This window comes from Methylobacterium sp. GXS13, assembly GCF_001455965.1.
In the GTDB taxonomy this organism is placed as follows: Bacteria; Pseudomonadota; Alphaproteobacteria; order Rhizobiales; family Beijerinckiaceae; genus Methylobacterium.
In genome coordinates this window covers 70,295-87,942 of the sequence record NZ_LKKO01000091.1, presented here as the reverse complement: position 1 = coordinate 87,942, position 17,648 = coordinate 70,295, and the positions used below count along the sequence as shown (strand labels likewise).

General features: G+C 69.1%; 26 protein-coding genes. 16 read left to right on the top strand and 10 right to left on the bottom strand.

Translation table 11 applies throughout. From position 1 onward, the window contains the following. Positions 1–56 precede the first annotated feature (56 nt). The 4 genes from fumC to AO398_RS25950 all read left to right on the top strand — a co-directional run bounded on the left by fumC (position 57) and on the right by AO398_RS25950 (position 2,713). On the top strand, positions 57–1,472 hold the full coding sequence (gene fumC / locus AO398_RS25965) for a class II fumarate hydratase (protein WP_058195042.1): 1,416 nt from the start codon (positions 57–59) through the stop codon (positions 1,470–1,472). Positions 1,473–1,579: 107 nt separating this feature from the next. Continuing rightward, a complete protein-coding gene (locus tag AO398_RS25960; protein WP_058195041.1) occupies positions 1,580–1,783 on the top strand; it encodes a DUF4169 family protein in 204 nt (67 codons plus the stop codon). A gap of 10 nt (positions 1,784–1,793) precedes the next feature. Beyond that, positions 1,794–2,024 carry a ribbon-helix-helix domain-containing protein gene (locus AO398_RS25955; protein WP_058195040.1) on the top strand — a complete coding sequence of 77 codons (231 nt, stop codon included), beginning with the start codon at positions 1,794–1,796 and terminating at the stop codon, positions 2,022–2,024. A 71-nt stretch (positions 2,025–2,095) separates the two neighbouring features. Beyond that, the gene (locus tag AO398_RS25950; protein ID WP_058195039.1) at positions 2,096–2,713 is read left to right on the top strand and encodes a ParB-like protein; all 618 of its coding nucleotides are present in this window, start codon (positions 2,096–2,098) and stop codon (positions 2,711–2,713) included. Positions 2,714–2,906: 193 nt separating this feature from the next. Here the strand turns inward: AO398_RS25950 and AO398_RS25945 are convergent, their stop codons facing one another. Further along, a complete protein-coding gene (locus AO398_RS25945) occupies positions 2,907–3,290 on the bottom strand; it encodes a PRC-barrel domain-containing protein (protein WP_058195038.1) in 384 nt (127 codons plus the stop codon). A 119-nt stretch (positions 3,291–3,409) separates the two neighbouring features. On the opposite strand from AO398_RS25945, the gene mepA reads away from it, so the two are divergent. Further along, positions 3,410–4,345: a penicillin-insensitive murein endopeptidase gene (gene mepA, locus AO398_RS25940; protein ID WP_058195037.1), complete on the top strand. Its 936-nt coding sequence runs from the start codon at positions 3,410–3,412 to the stop codon at positions 4,343–4,345. Between the two features lie 16 nt (positions 4,346–4,361). Here mepA and AO398_RS25935 read toward each other — a convergent pair whose 3' ends face one another. After that, complete coding sequence (locus tag AO398_RS25935; RefSeq protein WP_058195036.1) at positions 4,362–4,751, bottom strand: hypothetical protein; 390 nt, start codon at positions 4,749–4,751, stop codon at positions 4,362–4,364. 348 nt (positions 4,752–5,099) lie between these two features. Here AO398_RS25935 and AO398_RS25930 point away from each other — a divergent pair, with 348 nt between their 5' ends. The 4 genes from AO398_RS25930 (at position 5,100) to AO398_RS29195 (ending at position 6,513) form a co-directional block, all read left to right on the top strand. Beyond that, positions 5,100–5,402 (top strand): hypothetical protein, encoded by a 303-nt coding sequence (locus AO398_RS25930; RefSeq protein WP_244498895.1) that lies wholly within the window; start codon positions 5,100–5,102, stop codon positions 5,400–5,402. Next, the gene (locus tag AO398_RS25925) at positions 5,374–5,829 is read left to right on the top strand and encodes a hypothetical protein (protein WP_244498894.1); all 456 of its coding nucleotides are present in this window, start codon (positions 5,374–5,376) and stop codon (positions 5,827–5,829) included. The genes AO398_RS25930 and AO398_RS25925 overlap by 29 nt, the downstream gene beginning before the upstream one ends. A 126-nt stretch (positions 5,830–5,955) precedes the next feature. Further along, a complete protein-coding gene (locus AO398_RS25920) occupies positions 5,956–6,312 on the top strand; it encodes a hypothetical protein (protein ID WP_058195034.1) in 357 nt (118 codons plus the stop codon). A 39-nt stretch (positions 6,313–6,351) separates the two neighbouring features. Next, entirely contained in the window at positions 6,352–6,513 is a 162-nt protein-coding gene (locus AO398_RS29195) for a hypothetical protein (protein WP_201025839.1), read from the top strand. A 3-nt stretch (positions 6,514–6,516) separates the two neighbouring features. Here AO398_RS29195 and msrA read toward each other — a convergent pair whose 3' ends face one another. Beyond that, complete coding sequence (msrA, locus tag AO398_RS25915; RefSeq protein WP_058195033.1) at positions 6,517–7,173, bottom strand: peptide-methionine (S)-S-oxide reductase MsrA; 657 nt, start codon at positions 7,171–7,173, stop codon at positions 6,517–6,519. A 226-nt stretch (positions 7,174–7,399) separates the two neighbouring features. Between msrA and AO398_RS25910 the strand changes: the two genes are divergently transcribed. Continuing rightward, the gene (locus AO398_RS25910) at positions 7,400–7,894 is read left to right on the top strand and encodes a PAS domain-containing protein (RefSeq protein ID WP_058195032.1); all 495 of its coding nucleotides are present in this window, start codon (positions 7,400–7,402) and stop codon (positions 7,892–7,894) included. Positions 7,895–7,903: 9 nt separating this feature from the next. On the opposite strand, the gene AO398_RS25905 is transcribed toward AO398_RS25910, so the two are convergent. Next, a complete protein-coding gene (locus tag AO398_RS25905; RefSeq protein ID WP_058195031.1) occupies positions 7,904–8,224 on the bottom strand; it encodes a hypothetical protein in 321 nt (106 codons plus the stop codon). A gap of 137 nt (positions 8,225–8,361) precedes the next feature. Here AO398_RS25905 and AO398_RS25900 point away from each other — a divergent pair, with 137 nt between their 5' ends. Continuing rightward, positions 8,362–9,087, top strand: a complete 726-nt coding sequence (locus AO398_RS25900; protein ID WP_152997662.1) for an HAD family hydrolase — start codon at positions 8,362–8,364, stop codon at positions 9,085–9,087. Between the two features lie 584 nt (positions 9,088–9,671). Further along, positions 9,672–10,001 carry a hypothetical protein gene (locus tag AO398_RS25895; RefSeq protein WP_244498893.1) on the top strand — a complete coding sequence of 110 codons (330 nt, stop codon included), beginning with the start codon at positions 9,672–9,674 and terminating at the stop codon, positions 9,999–10,001. 7 nt (positions 10,002–10,008) lie between these two features. On the opposite strand, the gene AO398_RS25890 is transcribed toward AO398_RS25895, so the two are convergent. The 3 genes from AO398_RS25890 to AO398_RS25880 form a co-directional block, all read right to left on the bottom strand. Next, complete coding sequence (locus AO398_RS25890) at positions 10,009–10,728, bottom strand: hypothetical protein (protein WP_058195030.1); 720 nt, start codon at positions 10,726–10,728, stop codon at positions 10,009–10,011. Positions 10,729–10,852: 124 nt separating this feature from the next. Next, positions 10,853–11,140 (bottom strand): hypothetical protein, encoded by a 288-nt coding sequence (locus tag AO398_RS25885; RefSeq protein WP_058195093.1) that lies wholly within the window; start codon positions 11,138–11,140, stop codon positions 10,853–10,855. A gap of 159 nt (positions 11,141–11,299) precedes the next feature. Beyond that, positions 11,300–11,791 carry an ATP-binding protein gene (locus tag AO398_RS25880; RefSeq protein WP_058195029.1) on the bottom strand — a complete coding sequence of 164 codons (492 nt, stop codon included), beginning with the start codon at positions 11,789–11,791 and terminating at the stop codon, positions 11,300–11,302. A 380-nt stretch (positions 11,792–12,171) separates the two neighbouring features. On the opposite strand from AO398_RS25880, the gene AO398_RS25875 reads away from it, so the two are divergent. Together AO398_RS25875 and AO398_RS25870 are read left to right on the top strand one after the other, a co-directional pair. After that, positions 12,172–13,065 (top strand): hypothetical protein, encoded by an 894-nt coding sequence (locus AO398_RS25875; RefSeq protein ID WP_152997661.1) that lies wholly within the window; start codon positions 12,172–12,174, stop codon positions 13,063–13,065. A 179-nt stretch (positions 13,066–13,244) separates the two neighbouring features. Next, the gene (locus tag AO398_RS25870) at positions 13,245–13,472 is read left to right on the top strand and encodes a hypothetical protein (protein WP_058195027.1); all 228 of its coding nucleotides are present in this window, start codon (positions 13,245–13,247) and stop codon (positions 13,470–13,472) included. A gap of 170 nt (positions 13,473–13,642) precedes the next feature. Here the strand turns inward: AO398_RS25870 and argH are convergent, their stop codons facing one another. Then, positions 13,643–15,022, bottom strand: a complete 1,380-nt coding sequence (gene argH, locus AO398_RS25865; RefSeq protein ID WP_058195026.1) for an argininosuccinate lyase — start codon at positions 15,020–15,022, stop codon at positions 13,643–13,645. A gap of 42 nt (positions 15,023–15,064) precedes the next feature. Here argH and AO398_RS25860 point away from each other — a divergent pair, with 42 nt between their 5' ends. Further along, positions 15,065–15,706, top strand: a complete 642-nt coding sequence (locus AO398_RS25860; protein ID WP_058195025.1) for a TlpA disulfide reductase family protein — start codon at positions 15,065–15,067, stop codon at positions 15,704–15,706. Between the two features lie 13 nt (positions 15,707–15,719). Here AO398_RS25860 and AO398_RS25855 read toward each other — a convergent pair whose 3' ends face one another. Together AO398_RS25855 and AO398_RS25850 are read right to left on the bottom strand one after the other, a co-directional pair. Beyond that, positions 15,720–16,085 (bottom strand): DUF6883 domain-containing protein, encoded by a 366-nt coding sequence (locus AO398_RS25855; protein WP_058195024.1) that lies wholly within the window; start codon positions 16,083–16,085, stop codon positions 15,720–15,722. Next, on the bottom strand, positions 16,082–16,354 hold the full coding sequence (locus AO398_RS25850) for a DUF4926 domain-containing protein (protein ID WP_244498892.1): 273 nt from the start codon (positions 16,352–16,354) through the stop codon (positions 16,082–16,084). Before AO398_RS25850 ends, AO398_RS25855 begins: the two co-directional genes overlap by 4 nt. Positions 16,355–16,435: 81 nt before the next feature. Here AO398_RS25850 and nhaA point away from each other — a divergent pair, with 81 nt between their 5' ends. Continuing rightward, positions 16,436–17,641, top strand: coding sequence for a Na+/H+ antiporter NhaA (gene nhaA, locus AO398_RS25845; RefSeq protein ID WP_058195023.1), 1,206 nt, complete (start codon positions 16,436–16,438; stop codon positions 17,639–17,641). Positions 17,642–17,648 lie beyond the last annotated feature (7 nt).

Sequence of the window (17,648 nt, the reverse complement as noted above, 5' to 3'; positions counted from 1 at the left end):
ATTCACCCGCGCCTCATTTAAGTAGGCACCGCACTGCACCAAACGTAGAGGCCACGATGTCGCCCACCGAGACCGGAACCGCCACCCGCACCGAGTCCGACACCTTCGGGCCGATCGAGGTCCCGGCCCACCGGTATTGGGGCGCACAGACCCAGCGCTCGATCCAGAACTTCAAGATCGGCACCGAGCGCATGCCGGCGCCGCTGGTCCACGCGCTGGGCTTGGTGAAGCAGGCCGCCGCACTGGTGAACAAGGATCTCGGCGCGCTGGAGCCCAAGCTCGCCGACGCCATCGCGGCCGCGGCCGCCGAGGTCGTGGCCGGCCAGTACGACGACGAGTTCCCCCTGGTGGTCTGGCAGACCGGCTCGGGCACCCAGTCGAACATGAACGCCAACACGGTGATCGCGAGCCTCGCCAACGAGGCCCTGGGGGGGCAGCGCGGCGGCAAGACGCCGATCCACCCGAACGACCACGTCAACCGCGGCCAGTCCTCGAACGACACCTTCCCGACCGCCATGCACATCGCCGTGGCCCGGGAGATCAGCGAGCGGCTGATGCCCGCCCTGACCCATCTGCACACGGCGCTCGACGCAAAGGCCAAGGCGTTCGAATCGATCGTCAAGATCGGCCGGACCCACCTGCAGGACGCGACACCGGTCTCGCTGGGCCAGGAATTCTCCGGCTACGCCGCCCAGGTGGCGCTCGGCGGCTCGCGCGTCGCAGCGACGCTCCCCGGCGTGCTGGCGCTGGCCCAAGGCGGCACCGCGGTCGGCACCGGCCTCAACGCGCATCCCGAATTCGCGACCCAGTTCGCCGCCAAGGTCGCGGCGCTGACCGGGCTGGAATTCACCAGCGCCGACAACAAGTTCGAGGCGCTGGCCACCCACGACGCGCTGGTGTTCACGCAGGGCGCGCTCTCGGCGCTCGCCGCCGGCCTGTTCAAGATCGCCCAGGACATCCGCCTGCTCGGCTCCGGCCCGCGCTCGGGCCTCGGCGAGCTGTCGCTGCCGGAGAACGAGCCCGGCTCCTCGATCATGCCCGGCAAGGTCAACCCGACCCAGTGCGAGGCCCTGACCATGGTCTGCTGCCAGGTGGTCGGCAACGCCACCACGGTGAGCTTCGCCGGCTCGCAGGGCCATTTCGAGCTGAACGTGTTCAAGCCGGTGATCGCCAACGCGGTGCTGCAATCGATCCGGCTGCTCGCCGACGCCGCGGTCAGCTTCACCGACAATTGCGTGGTCGGCATCAAGGCCAACGAGGACAAGATCGCCGACCTGATGAGCCGCTCACTCATGCTGGTGACTGCGCTCGCCCCCTCGATCGGCTACGACAAGGCCGCCGAGATCGCCAAGACCGCCCACAAGAACGGCACCACCCTCAAGGAGGAGGCCCTGCGCCTGGGCTACGTCACCGCAGAGGAGTTCGAGCGCGTGGTCCGGCCGGAGACGATGCTGGCTCCCAGCGCCGAATAACGGTTTTGCAGGTCCCGGATCCGCAAGGTCCGGGACCTTGTGCGGGTCCAGGGCGGAGCCCTGGTGTCTTGGGGCTCCGCCCCCAACCGAGAGCCGGGAGGCGATCCGTGGCCGAGATCATCAACCTGCGCCAGGTCCGCAAGGCCAAGGCCCGCGCAGCCGAGGACGCCAAGGCCGAGGAGAACCGGATCGCCTTCGGGCGTCCGAAGAAAGCCAAGACCCTGCAGCAGCGGCGCAAGGCCCTGGAGATCGACCGCCACGAGGGCCACCGGCTCGAACGCGGCGAGCCGGATTCCGATTCGTCCCCATGATGCGCCCAACGTGAGCGCGGGCGTCAGCAAGCGCTCGGTGGTGATCGCGGGCCATCGCACCAGCGTGTCCCTGGAGGATCCGTTCTGGGCGGCGCTCCGGGAGGTCGCGGAGACGCGCGGCCAGTCGGTCCAGGCGCTGATCGGCGCGATCGATGCCGGACGCGGCGGCCAGAACCTGTCCTCGGCGATCCGGGTGTTCGTGCTGGACGCCGTGCGGGCCGGGCCGATCCGCGAAACGTGAGCGCATCCGGCCTTCCGGTCGGCGACCCGTTGTGGGAAGGGCGTGACAGAACCACGCAGGAAGCCTGATCCATGCCCATCCGCGAGCCGCTGCTCAAGCCGATCCCGATCACCGAGCTGCGCCCGACCCAGATGACGGTGGGCTACCGGGAGGTCGCCGAGAAGCGTCGGCGGTGGCGGAGCTACGACGGCGACAAAAAGAAGGCATTCCTCGGGGCACACATGATCCCGACCGTGCTCGGGCCGAAGAAGCGCCACTACGTCGTCGACCACCATCACCTGTCCCGGGCCCTGCAGGAAGAGGGCGTCGAGAGCGTGCTGGTCACGGTTCTGGCCGACCTGCATCACCTGGAGAAGGATGCGTTCTGGACGGTCTGCGACCACAAATCCTGGGTCTACCCCTACGATGCCGAGGGCGTGCGGCGGGATTTCAAGGACATCCCCAAGGCGATCGCCGACCTCGCCGACGATCCGTACCGCAGCCTCGCGGGCGAGCTGCGCCGGGCCGGCGGCTTCGCCAAGGACACGACCCCGTTCAGCGAGTTCCTCTGGGCGGACTTCCTCCGCCGCAACATCAAGGAGAAGCGCGTCGAGGGTGATTTCTCGGAGGCGCTGGAGAAGGCGATGGCCCTGGCGAAGTCCAAGGACGCCGGCTACCTGCCGGGCTGGTGCGGCCCTTCGGACGGCTGAGGCGCAGGGCCCCTCGCCCGTGCGGGCCAGGCGGTTCTCATATCGCTGCCGGATGAGAACCAACGGCGGCCCCGAGCGCGCCACCCTCCCCCGCAGAGGGGGGAGGGAGAGCCACGGTGTCTCCCGTGTGTTCTCCCAACTCGATGTGTGAGTCCGCGAGCCTCCACGGGGGAAGCGTGCACGGCGGGTCCGCCTAGATCCCCCAATAGGGCGCGGCGTCGTAGTAGCGATGAATCTGCTCCTCCCAGGCACCGTCCTGCGCCGGGTCGGTGCCCTCGGGGGTGCGGGCGGGGGCGGCGCGCAGTTGCTCCTCGGTGAGGTCAAGCACGTAGGCGTCCTGCTCGGGCGCGAAGCGCAGCACCGACCAGGGCAGCGTGTAGAAATCTTCGCCAAGCCCCAGGAAGCCGCCAAAACTCATCACCGCGTAGGCGACCCGGCCCGAAACCTTGTCGAGCATCAGCCGCTCGATCCGGCCGACCTTGCTGCCGTCCGGCCGGCGCACATCCGTGCCGATGACCCGATCGCTGGCGATCAGGCTGCGGGGATGCCGCGTTGCGGGTCGAGGATTGGCCGCCATGTTCGCCTCCCGGGGGTATGCTTCGCGTTTCGGTTGCTGCCTGAAAAACGCCCCGGCGATGCCCCACGTTCCGGTCTGGGCCCGCGCCCGCCCCTTCAGACGGACGAACAGCTCCCCGCATGCCGATTCCGCGCCCCACCCCGAGCCCCATTGCGGGCGTCGCCCTCGTCGCCCTGATCCTGTCCGCCGCAGGGGCGCAGGCCCAGGATCGCGGCAGCATCAATCCGAAGCCGCTGCCGCCCCTGGAGCACCCGGACGCGCCCTCGACCCCGGCCAAGGCTCTGTTCGGCCGCGTCACCCGCGCCTCCAGCGGGCCGGCCCATATCTACGGGTTCTACGCCAAGGGCTGCTTCGCCGGCGGCGAGGCGCTGCCGATGGACGGGCCGAACTGGCAGGTCATGCGCCCGTCCCGCAACCGGATGTGGGGCACGCCGTATCTGATCGACTTCGTCGAGCGCCTGTCGCAGAAGGCGGCTCGGGTCGGCTGGCCGGGCCTGCTCGTCGGCGACATGGCCCAGCCCCGTGGCGGCCCGATGATCACCGGCCACGCCTCGCACCAGATCGGCATCGATGCGGATGTCTGGCTGACGCCGATGCCCGATCACCGCCTGAGCCGGGCCGAGCGCGAGGAGACGTCGGCCACCGACATGGTCCGCCCGGACCGCCTCGACATCGACCCGGAGGTCTGGACGCCGACCCATCTGCAATTGATCAAGCTCACCGCCGAGCAGCCGGAGGTGGAGCGCATCTTCGTCAACGCAGCGATCAAGAAGGCCCTGTGCCGGGAGGCCTCGGGCCGGAGCTGGATGTCGAAGGTGCGCCCGATGTACGGGCACAATTACCATTACCATATCCGTCTGGCCTGCCCGGCCGGCCAGGACGATTGCCAGCCCCAGGGCGCGCCCGCCGCCACCGACGGCTGTGACGATCTCGGCTACTGGTTCTCCGACGCGGTGCTGCACCCGAAGCCGCCCAAGGTGCCGCCGAAGCCCAAGCCCGCCATGACCATGGCGGCCCTGCCGTCCGCCTGCCGGGCGGTGCTCAAGGCACCGTAGCGAACCGGCGCGCGGATCAGTCCAGGCACCGGTCGAAGTAGATCTGCCGGATCCGCTCCATGGCCTGATACGCCTCCCCGGGCCGGAACGTCATGAGTTCCGGGCCTTCGGGGACGCGGCCGAAGAACGACGTGGCGAGATCGACCACGAAGCCGCGCTCGCCCGTGTAGAGCCCCTCCCGGTTCTTCACGTTGACCGAACCGCAGATGATCGCTCCTGCGCTCCGGCGCAGCACCGTGACCTTCGCGTCCGGGCTCTTCAGGTGCCGGTCGATCAGATCGAGGACCGTGCGGGTATCCGCCGGCCCCAGGGCGGCGCCGGAGCCATCGTCGACAATCTGGGCGCGGGCGCCCGACGAGCCGGTCACCATCGCCAGACACAAGAGAGCGGATACGGCCCGGACCATGCGGCGCTGACGGCGCTCCCACTCGCGAACAGATCGGTATGCCGAACTCGAGCAACCGGAGATGAGACGCGTCACGCTACGGCGTTTGGTGCGATGAGGGAAGCAATACGTCCTGATCCCGGCGCTTGCCAGGCCACAAACTGGCATCGTCAGGGGGTCTTGCGCCGATGGACATGATGAGCCGGGATATTGCGGCAGATAAAACAGGATAAAACCATAATAATATACGGTTTCTATGATCGAAGGCTCTTATTTTTACGCTTCATTGCACGGCGCGCTTGTGTCCCGCCGCAAACACGTATGCAACGAGGGTCGTGCAACCGATACCCCGTCTGGAGAGCGCGCACCGTGACCCGATTGCTGACGGCCGTGCTGGTAGCCTCGACCCTCGTGAGCGCGCCGGCCTGGGCACGGCTCAAGGTGGACGACAAGGCGTCGCTCTGGCCGCGCGCCTCCATGGCCGACAAGATCGATTTCACCGACCGGATGGGCAAGGCAATGCATGCGCTGTCGCCCGATCTCGACAGCCGCTACTTCATGCATTGCCTGGAGGAGACGACGAATATCGGCGATACCAAGGATCTGACGCTGGACGACATGGTGCGGACCTGCCTATCGCTCCATGCGCGAGAAGCGGCGGATCCGGAGTAGCGGTCCGGTGCCGGCGGTCGGGCGCCGCAGCGGCGGGGGCGTCACCGCCCTGGCACTCGGCCTCACGCTGCTCGTGCAGACGGTGAGCGGCGGCAGGGCCCAGAGTGTGACCGACCTCTCGGCCTTGGCGATCGGCCCGGACGACACGCAGGCCGTGCTCGCCCTCATCGGACGGCATTTGCACAGCACCGACGCCCAGGTGGCGGGCCTGCGGCGGGGCCGCACCGGGGGAATCTGCGGCACGGTCGAGGTCAGGAACCGCATGGGAACCTATACGGGCCCGCGCCCCTTCGTCGCCAAAGTCGACGCGGACTTCGCCGGACGCCTGCCCGAGGGCGCTGAGCTGCGCAATCCGGGAAGCATGGCCGAGTACTCGCGCCTGGAACGCGCGCGGGCGATGTTCGTGGAGAACTGTATCGACCGGTGATAGTCAGTCGCGATGCGCGGTCCGTGGCGATGTCGCCGCCCGCGGTCGACCAATCGAATTGGCTGATCCGATAGCCGCCCGGCCTCCTCGGCCGCGATCCCGGCGCCCATGATGGAGTGTCCTTGAATGCGAATCCGCAGCCTGTTGCCGGCGACGCTCGTCCTGGCCTCCATCGCGGCGCCCGCCCTCGGTCAGGCGCCGGTGGAACCGCCGGCCAACGCCCTCAAGGCGGCCAAGCTCGCTGGGCTGGCTGGTTTCGTGAACGTCCATTGCGAAACGCTGCGAACCGACGGGGACCGCTTCAAGAGCGTCGTCAAGGCGATGGGCGTCGATCCGGCGGATCTCGAACGCGATACCCTGTTGCTACACGCCCAATCGTACTTGGCCGTGTACGAGAAGGATGTGCCGGCCAGCTGCGCCCGCGCCGATGAGATGTTCGGCCGGACCGGCAAGGTCGTACCGGGCGTGTTCGTCCCACGCTGAGTGTTCGCCGAACCGGACGCGCCGTGCTAGGGCCAGCGGATGCCCCGCTGGCTTTTCCTCATCCTCGTCACCGCCCTCGCGCTCTCGGTCGTGGGCGGCGTGCTCATCGTCCTGCGCAGCCCGAGGAGCACGCCTCAGCCCGAAGCGGGCGCCGTCACCGCGCCCGCGGCGCCGGTACCGCGTCCGGCCGGCACCCCATGAGTCTCAGGCGGCGATTCCGGTCCCCACCGGGCAGCTGACGCCGGTGCCGCCGAGCCCGCAATAACCGGCCGGATTCTTGGCAAGGTATTGCTGGTGGTAGCCTTCCGCGAAGTAGAAGGTCTCCAGCGGCACGATCTCGGTGGTGATGTCCGGGAGGTCGCGCGTCCGCAGGGCCCCGGCATAGGCCGCGCGCACGGCCTTGGCGGTCGCCTCCTGCTCGGGCCCGCTGGTGTAGATGCCTGAGCGGTACTGCGTGCCGACATCGTTGCCCTGGCGCATGCCCTGGGTCGGGTTGTGACTCTCGAAGAAGGTCCGCAATAGGGCTTCCAGGGGCAGCACTGCCGGGTCGAAGGCCACCAGGACCACCTCGTTGTGGCCGGTCTGGCCGGTGCAGACTTCCTCGTAGGTCGGGTTCGGGGTGTGGCCCCCGGCATAGCCCACCGCGGTGACGAACACGCCCTGCGGCAGTTGCCAGAAGCGGCGCTCGGCACCCCAGAAGCAGCCGAGCCCGAGCACGATCGTCTCGGTCCCCTCGGGATAGGGTCCCTTGAGCGGGTTGCCATTGACGAAGTGGGTCTCGGCGGTCGGGATCGGGTTCGGGCGCCCCGGCAGGGCCTCGGCGGCGCTCGGCATCTCGGGGCGCTTGCGGAACAGGAACATCGTCTCTCGCCTTCCGGATTTGGGGGTAATCGAAATATGGGGACGGCCGGGCCGCCGAGAAAGCGGCCAAGACTTTGTTGGTCATTGGTACGGGTCGTACGGACCGCCCAGAATCCCGGCGCGAGCGGCGAATCCCGACCGGAGCACTGGACCGCGCCAGCAATTTCCGGCTTGTAGGCACGCGAAGCCGCGACCTTCAGGTTGCGGCGTGAGGGGCTCAAACCAGATGGACACGGGCTGGACCGCCACGAGCCACGTGCTGGATAATCTCAGAGCGGAGTCGAACCGGGGCGACCCGTTCGCGGCGGCCGTGCGGGCGACCCGGATGCCGATGATCGTCACCGATCCGCGGCAATACGACAACCCGATCGTGTTCGCGAACGACGCCTTCCTGAAGCTGACCGGCTACACACGGTTGGAGGTCACCGGGCGCAACTGTCGCTTCCTGCAAGGGCCGGAGACCGATGCGGCCGACGTCGATCGCCTCCGCACCGCGATCCGGCAGGAGACGGACATCCGGATCGATCTCGTGAATTACCGCAAGGACGGCTCGGTCTTCAAGAACGCGCTGTATGTCGGGCCGGTGCGGGATGATGCCGGCGCGGTGGTCTACTTCTTCGCGTCTCAGATCGACGTCACCGAGCATTACGCGCTGACCGCCGAAGTCGCACGGCTGAAGGCTGAGCTCGCCGAAGCTCGGGCTCGCCTCGCCGACCGCTAGGACGGCCCGCTAGGGCTTCGTCAGGAACCCGATCGGCTCCCGGCCCGGCTGCCCGAGCCAGAGCAGCACAGCCCCGAGCCCCAGGCCGATCAGCGAGGCCGGGGCGAGGGTGAGCGGCAGGCCCAGCAAATGCCAGAGCCAGGGGGCTGCCCCTTCGAGGCTGCCCTGCAGGGTGCCGGCCTTGTCCTTGGACAGGGTGGCGATCACGTCCGAGAGCGGCGTCACCCGCAGGCCGTTGTTGGCGATCGAGCGGGCCCCGTCATAGACCAGCGCAACGAAGCCGCCGGCCATCAGCAGGAAGCCCAGGACGCGGGCCAGGAATCGGAACATCGCGGGATCTTCTGAGCCATGCCTGCGCGCCCCGGGAGGCGCTCGCCCCGGGAGTATGGGGCCGAGCCGTCGGGTGCAAGCCGGGGCCCGCACAGGATGAACTGCGGCATGCGCGCGGTTGCCGCCCCCGGGGGCCCATGCCACAGGGACGCCCGGCGGCACGGGGCCGTCGAGGACCGTCGATCTTGGACGCGCACGCCCGGACGCCCGCCTTGGTGATCTTCGATTGCGACGGCGTTCTCGTCGACAGCGAGCCCCTGAGCCTCGCCTGCCTGACGGCCGGCCTCAACCGGATTGGCGTCGCCATCACCTTCGAGACCGTCCGCGCGCGTTTCACCGGCACCTCCATGGTGTCGATCATGGAGCATGTCGCGCACGATTACGGCGTCACCGCGCCCCCGGGTTTCGTGGACACGGTAAAGGCCGAGACGCTCGCGTTGTTCGATACCGAGCTGCGCGCGATGCGCGGCGTCGCCGAGGCGGTCTCGGCGCTCGGCCTGCCGGCCTGCGTCGCGTCCAGCAGCGATCCGGTGCGGCTGCGCCATTCCCTGGGCCTGACCGGGCTGCTGCCGCTGTTCGGCGAGCACGTCTTCTCCTCGGCCCAGGTCGCCCGGGGCAAGCCCTTCCCCGACCTGTTCCTGTTCGCCGCGGAGCGTATGGGGGTGGCGCCGGAATCCTGCCTGGTAATCGAGGACAGCGTGCCCGGCGTCACCGCGGCAAGGCATGCCGGCATGCGGGTCGCCGGCTTCACCGGCGGCGGCCATTGGGGCCATGACCCCGCGGGGGCCGGTCTCCTGCGCGCCGGTGCCGATCGGGTCTTCTCGGACTTTGCCGACCTGGCCGGCGTGATCGCCGGGGCCTGAAACCATCGCGTCTCCCGGGGAGCCCGACAGGACCGGCTTCCTGCCAAGCCGGGCCCGAAAATCGGAAGCCCGTTCCGTTGACGGGCGGGCGGCCCGGGCCCATCTTTGGCCTCGCCGAACGGGGCGGACGTCCTGGCCTGCCCCCTCGGCCGCGGTGATTTGAGAAGCGTAGCTTGCGCCGCGTCATCAAACGCTAAAGCACTGCGACGGCGCCCGCGCCGCGCGGTCCTTCACGCTGGAGGACATGGATGTCGACCCGAACCGGCTCCCTTCGCCACCCGCTCCGTCATGGGCACGCCGTACCGATCCATCGGCCGTGCTGTCGGTGCCGCGCGCGCCGCGAAAAGGGTTTCGCGTCGAAACCCGGGATTCGATCGCAAGCCTGAGCGGGCCGAGCGCTGGCTCGCCGAGGCAGATCTGCTGGGCGCGCGCAGAGCCGGACCGGCATAGCGTGCGCGTCACATCGAGGGCCTAGAGACGCGCACGATCGACGCGATCGGCGAAACCTGAGCCGCACGAACCCGCGACAACCCTTCCAGCATTCCGGCACGGCCCTGACGCCGGCCAAGGCAGGATTCCGTCCCATGCCCAGTCTCGATATCGACCTTACACAGACCGACCGTCCCGTTTCCGACGCTGTCGCGCCCGCAGGCTTCGCCCTCGCCGACGATCCGTCGGCGGGCCGGACCGAGCCACCGCGCGTGATCGAGATCGGCGAGGTCACCGCCGGCATCGCCGTGCCCGAGGGGCGCGGTGTGCGCTTCTTCTCGTCCTCGCGTGATTTCGACGGCCTCGACGGTGCGGTGTTCCGCAATGCCGAGCAGGCGGCCCGCGCCGCCCGCGAGCGGGTCGCGGCTCGCACCCGCGCGGCCGCCCGTCACGACCGGGGGGCCGAGCTGCGCCGCCGGGCTTGAGCAGACCCTACCTGGCGCACTCGTCCCGGGTGCGCTTCATCGCCTCTGCGAACCCGGCGAGCGCGTATTCGTCGCTCGTTGGGTTGCCGCGGAGCGAAGTGGTCTTGATGATGAGCTTTGGGTTGCGGGCGCTCATTTCAGACACCACCCGGGCCTCCTCGGCCGGGTTCTGCAGCCAGGCGTTGCCGTCCTTCACCACCAGGCCGTAGCGGCCGGTGCCGAGATTGAGGCTCGGGTCGGTGGGCGCTGCGGCGGAGCCCGGCCGGACCTGGGCGGCCGCGGGCTTCGACGGGAAGCCCAGCATCACAGCCACCTCGTTCTGAACGTTCTCGCCCTTGCGCACGCTCACGAACAGATAGGCGGTGTCGCGCTTCAGGGTCTTGGGCGAGCGCGTCTGCGGCTGGGCGATGGCGTAGCAGAGCTTGGCGCGGCCATCGCCATTCACGAACACGTTCCAGTCGCCGAAAATCGCCACCGGGGTAGCCTGCTGCATCCCCGGAGGTGTCGCCGACTTCCTTTCGGCCCGCGGTGCCCGCTCGCGGCGCTGCCGACGTCCGCGGCGCGTCGGCGCCTCGTCGAACCCTGCCTCGGGCGCGGCTTCCTGGGCCTGGGCGGCCGTCGTGGACAAGGTGAGCCCGCCGACCATGGCCCCGACGAGGCCGGTGACGAGACCGGAGGCGAGCAGGGCGAGGGCTCCGACCGGGAGCAGGCGGGGGACGCGGACCATCTTCACTTCCTGTCGACGGGCGGCCCCATACGGGGCCGAACCGGGGATCGGGATTAGTGAAGCCCGCGTAAAAAGTCGGCAAGATGGCAGCCAAGCTCGATGGCGGCCAACAGCGTGGGACGACTCAGACCGCCCGAACCTCTGCGGCCAGGGCCGCGATCACCGCCGCGGGGACCGATACAGGATCGGTGGCCGCCTGCACGCCCAGGGCGGGCGGCACCGCATTGGGCTGGGCCGGGGGCGTGCGCTTGCGGGGCGGGTCGTTATAGGGAGTGTTGTAACCCTTGCGGACTGCCGACCAATAGGTTTCCCGGGTCAGGCCCGAGCCGGTCAGGGCGGCATCGATCATGGCCGTGGCCCGTGCCGCGAGTTCGGGCACCTCTTCCGGCTTCAGCCAACTCTCGACAGGCATCATGCGATCTCCGATCCACACAGCCGAGCTTCTAACGGACCAGACTTAGCCAGAGGGTGAACGCGCAGGCCCACGGAAGGTTGCGACGCACAAATTCGCGTAGGGCCTGTGGGTGGGTGTGGGTAGCCGTGACCGATGCATCCGCCGGGGCCGGCCCCGTTACGGGCGATGCAGGATCACGTTGAATCCCTCGTCCGGGGTCGGCGCCGCAAAGTATTGGGTAAACAGCTCGAACTGCGCGTCCGTCACCGTGAAATCGTGCGCGCCCGAGGCATTCCGCGCCCGCAGGCGCGCCTTGCACACGTCGTCGGCGACATCGAGATAATGCAGCCGATGGGTCACGCCTGCGTCCTCGAACAGGGTGCGCATCCAATCCCGGTTGGCAACGGTATTGGCGGGGAAATCTAGCACCACCGAGAGCCCGGCCCGAAGCAGGTCGACCACGTGCGGACCCATCACGCTCCGCAGGCGGGCCGAATGGCGCGCATAATCGGCGAGGCAGGTCTGCTCGTCGGGATAAAGCCGGGCGAGCCAGCGATCCTCGGCCACCACGATGGTGCCGGGATGGGCGCCGAGGCTGGCGGTCAGCGTCGATTTTCCGGCAGCGATCTTGCCGCATACGAGATGCAGTACCGGTTCCTGGGCAGGCATGAGCTTCGACCTTGGGGACGGCGCACCGGGCGCCACAACGTTCACGGGCGGGCAGACCCGGCCTGACGGATCAGGCCGGGTCGTGAATTCGGCTGCGAATCGCAGCGCCCGCGCGGGGAATCGACAAGGTCATGAAAGAGTGATGCCAGCTTTCATCACCCCAGGCTAGAGGCAGCCCGGAATGATGGCGGAGCGCGACGCGGACCGATATCGAAGCCGCCCGCTGAGCGAAGTGACTTGCTCTGGGCGAGGGCCGATATCTGCGCTCATCATCATAAACCAAGAGTTGAATTTGTGAAAAGCTTCAGCGCGGCGTATGTATTGCTTGCCGATCTCGTCTGATTCCATCGGCGTACGACAGTTCCGCGCGGCAGGTGGCCATGGTTGGATCTGTGAACCGGGTGGCGGCGATCGAGGGGCCTCAGCGCCCGGCCGCGCACAAGCCGGCGAGCCCGGAGATCGCGGCCGACGCGCATGGGACGGCACAAGAGGGCGGGGCCGGTGCAGAGCCGGATGAGGATGCGCGGTTGGCGCCTCCGGATCGGCTGGGCTACGCCAAGCTGTCCCAGATCAGCAGCGTGCTGATCACCCTGGCCTCGGCGCGGACCAGCCAGCGGGACGCCGCAGCCTTCGCGCTCCAAGAGGCCGAGCGGAAGCTCCGGCGGCTCAAAGCCGAAGCCCTCGCGGCCGTCGTCTCCGGTGACAGGAAGGCGGCAGCGCTCATCGCCCAGGACTTGGCCAAGGTGGCCCGGGAGATTGCCGGTATCGCCCGGGACTATGCCGCCGCAGGGGGTGAGCCAGGCTTGACAGCGGCCAGCCTCGCCGAGGTGACGGCAGCGATCGATATGAGCGCAGCCCCTGGACAGGAGGCGGCCAGCTCGGAGACGCCACAGGCCGAATCGAACGCGCCCGCGGACGATCCGGACGCGGTGGCAGCACAGAGCCATGCGGCGGCGGACGATCCGAGCGCGGCGTCACCACATGCGACCACCGATGACGCCGAGCAGTCCCGATCCTTGCCGGAGGACGAAGCCTATCCCGGCACCCGGCTTCGGCAAGGGGCGGGCGGTCAGGGCGACGACACCTTCGAGGCAGACGTGCGCAAGCTGCTGGACGAGGCCGCGGCGTCGAAGCGGGCGGTGGAGCGGGTCCTGCACGGCCAGCCGGTCTTGCCGGACGCCACCAGTCCGGTGATCGAAACCAGATCGTCCCTCCAGACCGGCCTCGCCACGCTGGTCACCCGGCCGACCGCGCCGAGCCGCGTCCGGGTCTGATGGGCGTCGCGAGGGCGGATCGGTTCGGTGGTGCCAGAGCGTTTGCCGCCGAAGCGGGTTCCGGTTCGGTGTCGGCGAGCACATTACATCGAGAACTTAGAGCATCATCCCGAAAGGTCGTGTCCGACTTCCGGGATGATGCACACTCAAGATCTTAGGAAACCGCAGGGTATTGTATCGTGGACAAGATCAGCGCGACGACCGCCCATTCCTCCGCGCATCACGCATCCAGCGCGAGTCGCGCGCATAAAGCCAACGAGCCCGACAAGACCAGCCGGCAGATGACCGAGAACAAGGTCGTCGAAGCCAAGCTGGAGCGCAACGCGCAAACCAAAAAGATGATCGATAGCCGGCCGTCGCCGGCGCACCTGAAATTTCAGGCCTCGCTGCGTTCGACGGGCACCTAGAAAAAGATGCTGCAAACTCGAAGTCCCAGCGCGCCGTCTTGATTCCAGTATTCAGGACGATGCGCCAGTGGGATTTGGCGGCGGAGCCTAAGAGGAGCCAGGGCTCCGCCCTGGACCCGCAAAAGGTCGAAGACCTTTTGAAACCAGGATTGTCCGCCGCCAATGCGTGCTCAGCCGAGCCGCTCGATCCAGCTCTGCGCCTGTGCCCGAACGTTGTCCGGCGCGGTGCCGCCGTAGCTGGTGCGGCTGGCCACGGAGTTTGCGACGCCGAGCACAGCGTAGACCGCGTCGGTGATCCGCGGCTCGGCCTCCTGCATCTCGGGCAGCGACAGCTCTTCCAGCCCGACGCCCTTGGCCGAGGCGGCGCCGACCAGACGGCCGGTGACGTGGTGGGCCTGGCGGAACGGCAGGCCGAGCTCGCGCACAAGCCAGTCGGCGAGGTCGGTCGCGGTGGCGTAGCCGGAGCCCGCGGCCCGGGCGAGCACGTCGGCGTTCGGCTCCAGGTCCTTCACCATGCCGGTCATGGCGGCCAGGCACAGGGACAGGGCCTGGAGGGCATCGAACGTGCCCTCCTTGTCCTCCTGCATGTCCTTGGAATAGGCGAGCGGCAGGCCCTTCATCACCACCAGCAGGCCGGTGAGCGCGCCGATGATCCGGCCGGATTTCGCCCGCACCAGCTCGGCCGCGTCGGGGTTGCGCTTCTGCGGCATGATCGACGAGCCGGTGGTGTAGCCGTCCGACAGCTTGACGAAGTTGAACTGCGCCGAGGTCCAGACCACCAGCTCCTCGGCGAAGCGCGAGAGATGCACCGCGCAGATCGAGGCGGCGGCCAGCGATTCCAGGGCGAAGTCGCGGTCGGCCACCGAATCCAGGGAGTTCGCGGTCGGCCGATCGAAGCCCAGGGCCGCCGCGGTGGCGTGCCGGTCGATCGGGAAGGAGGTGCCGGCGAGCGCCGCGGCGCCCAGCGGGCACTCGTTGAGCCGCGCCCGGGCGTCGCGGAACCGGCCGCGGTCCCGGGCGAGCATCTCGACATAGGCCAGGCAATGGTGGCCGAAGGTGACCGGCTGGGCCGACTGGAGATGGGTGAAGCCCGGCATCACCGTGCCGGCATGCTTGAGCGCGGTGTCCGCGAGCGCCCGCTGCAGGTCGGCGGCCTGCTGGTCGAGGGAATCGAGGGTGTCGCGCACCCACAGCTTCATGTCGGTGGCGACCTGGTCGTTGCGCGAGCGCGCCGTGTGCAGGCGCCCGGCCGCCGGGCCGACGATCTCGGTGAGCCGGCTCTCCACCGACATGTGGATGTCTTCGAGCTCGCGCTTGAACACGAACCGGCCCGCCTCGATCTCGTCGCGGACGGACTTGAGCCCGGCCTCGATCGCGGCCACATCCTCTGCCGGGAGGATGCCGGCCGCGCCCAGCATCGCCACATGCGCCAGCGAGCCGCGGATATCCTGGGGCGCGAGGCGCTTGTCGAATCCGATGGAGGCGTTGATCTCCTCCATGATCTCCGCCGGGCCGCTGGCAAAGCGGCCGCCCCACATCCGGTTGCTCATGTCGATCCTTCCGCGCCCTGAACGTCCCGGCAGGCAAGCCTGATGCCCGGCCGCACCACTCTGATGGCCGGCGCGGGCCTCGCCGCGCTCGCCGTCCTCGGGACCGCCCTATACGGGAGCGGTCTCCTGCCCGGCAACACGGGCGGGGCGGCTCAGCCCTGCGCGGGCGCGACCAACGCACTCGCCCGGGTCGACGCCGCCGCCAAGGGCGAGGTCGCGGGCATGCAGGCCCCGAAGCAGGCACGGCCCGCGCCCGAGATCCGCTTCAAGGGGCCGGACGGCGCCGAGACCGGGCTCTCCGACCTCAAAGGCCGGCTGCTGCTGGTCAACCTCTGGGCGACCTGGTGCGCCCCCTGCAAGGCCGAGATGCCGGCGCTCGACCGCCTTCAGGCGGAACTCGGCGGGCCCGATTTCGCCGTCGTGGCGATCAACGTCGACACCCGCAACCTCGACAAGCCGCCGGAATGGCTCAAGCAGGCCGGCATCCACGCCCTGCCGTTCTACGCCGATCCGGGCGGGCGCGTGCTGCCCGCGATCCAGCGCGACACGCAATCCCCGGGCCTGCCGACCACGATGCTGATCGATGCGCAGGGCTGCACCATCGGGGTGATGAAGGGCCCCGCCGCCTGGTCGAGTCCCGACGGGCTGGGGTTGATCCGCGCGGTTTTGGGGCGGGTGTCGTGAGGGGTGCGGCGCGTTATGGATCGCGCGGCACTTTTTGAAGCGGCTTCAGGGTGATGAAGCGGGCAGGATGCAATCCGGGCTGGTCATCGACCTGCCAGACGGTCCGAATGTTCGCTGCGGTTCCATCGGGGCAAAGCATCGGCCCTTCAAAATGGTACCGCAGGCCGTACGGCATCGGATAGGCTCTCGTGAGCGTGGACGGCGTCGGATGTCCCACGAGGGTCGTCATCAGCGTTATCGGATTGTCGATCGAGAAGCCGACGCTGAGCAGGAAAGCGCATTTCGGCCCGCCGTCCTCATGATTCGGATCGAGCAGGTAGCGCCGCACCTTGTCGTCATCGACCCGGAACTGCGCCGGGTAGCTGACCGGGCCGATCAAGCGCCGGCGCGCTCCACGAGGACCAGATCCTCCGGCGCGATGGCGGCGAGCGCCTCGACCGGCCGCGTGAACTCGACATCGAAGGCGGCGCCCGCGCCCCAGACGGCGACGATCGTCCCGGTGCTGCCAACGGGCACGCGCTCACCATCTTCACCGATCACCTCGGCGAGGGTCCGAACGCGGTCGAGTTCCCGGAATGCGGTCCCCGTAGGAGCCCGATCTGCAGGGGAACGGCTGTCGACCACCAGCGAGAGCAGCCGGTCTGACATGGCATGACGATACGGGACGGCCGCCCCGCGATGCAAGGCGCCCCTTGCCCCCACCCCCGAACCAAGCCAAGCCTGCCCGCGATGAAGCCGCCTTCCAATCCCGACCGCGCCCCACCGGCCCGCGGCCGGCGCCCGCTCTCGGCCATCCGCACGATGCTGGCGAGCGAGGCCGCGGGCGGGCTGATCCTGATGGCCGCGGCGGCGCTGGCCCTCGTGGTCGCCAACGGCCCGTTCGCCGAGGCCTACGTGCACGGGCTCCACGCGATGCTCGGGCCGATGAGCGTGCAGCACTGGATCAACGACGGCCTGATGGCCGGGTTCTTCCTGCTGGTCGGGCTGGAGATCAAGCGCGAGGCGCTCGACGGGCGGCTGCGCACCTGGCCGGATCGGGTGCTGCCCGGCATCGCGGCGTTCGGCGGCATGGCGGTACCGGCCCTGGTCTACGCGGCGGCCAATCTCGGCGCCGGGACGCTGCGCGGCGAGGCGATCCCGGCGGCCACCGACATCGCCTTCGCGCTCGGCGTCCTGGCGCTGCTCGGCAGGCGGGTACCGGTGTCCCTCAAGATCTTCCTGAGCGCCGTGGCCATCGTCGACGATCTCGGCGCCGTGGTGGTGATCGCGCTGTTCTATGGCTCCGGCCTCGATGCCGGGATGCTGGGGCTGGCCGTGCTGGTCCTGGCCGGCCTCTACGGCCTCAATCGCGCGGGTGTGACGTGGCTGTCGGCCTATTGGCTGCTCGGCCTGGCGCTGTGGCTGCTGGTGCTGCGCTCCGGGATCCACGCCACGGTGGCGGGGGTGCTGCTGGCCTTCACGATTCCGATCCGGGTGAGCCCCGGCCGGCCGGAAGATGTGGATTCGCCGCTCCATCGCCTGGAGCACGGGCTGGCGCCCTGGATCACCTACCTGGTGGTGCCGATCTTCGGCTTCGCCAATGCCGGGGTGGACCTGACCGGCCTGACACCCGACGCCCTGCTCCAGCCCGTGACGCTGGGCATCGCCGCGGGTTTGTTCCTGGGGAAGCAGGCCGGCGTGTTCGCCAGCCTGCGGCTCGCCGTCGCGCTCGGCTGGGCGCAGCGGCCGGCCGGGGCCGGGTGGGGCCAAGTCTACGGCGTCGCGGTCCTGTGCGGGATCGGGTTCACCATGAGCCTGTTCATCGGCGGTCTCGCCTTTGCGGACCCGCAGCACGAAACCGCGGTGAAGCTCGGCGTGCTCGCGGGCTCGGCCCTGTCGGGACTCGCGGGGGCGGCGATTCTTCTGCTGGCGCCGCGCCCCGCAGCAAGCCGGTAGCCGCCAT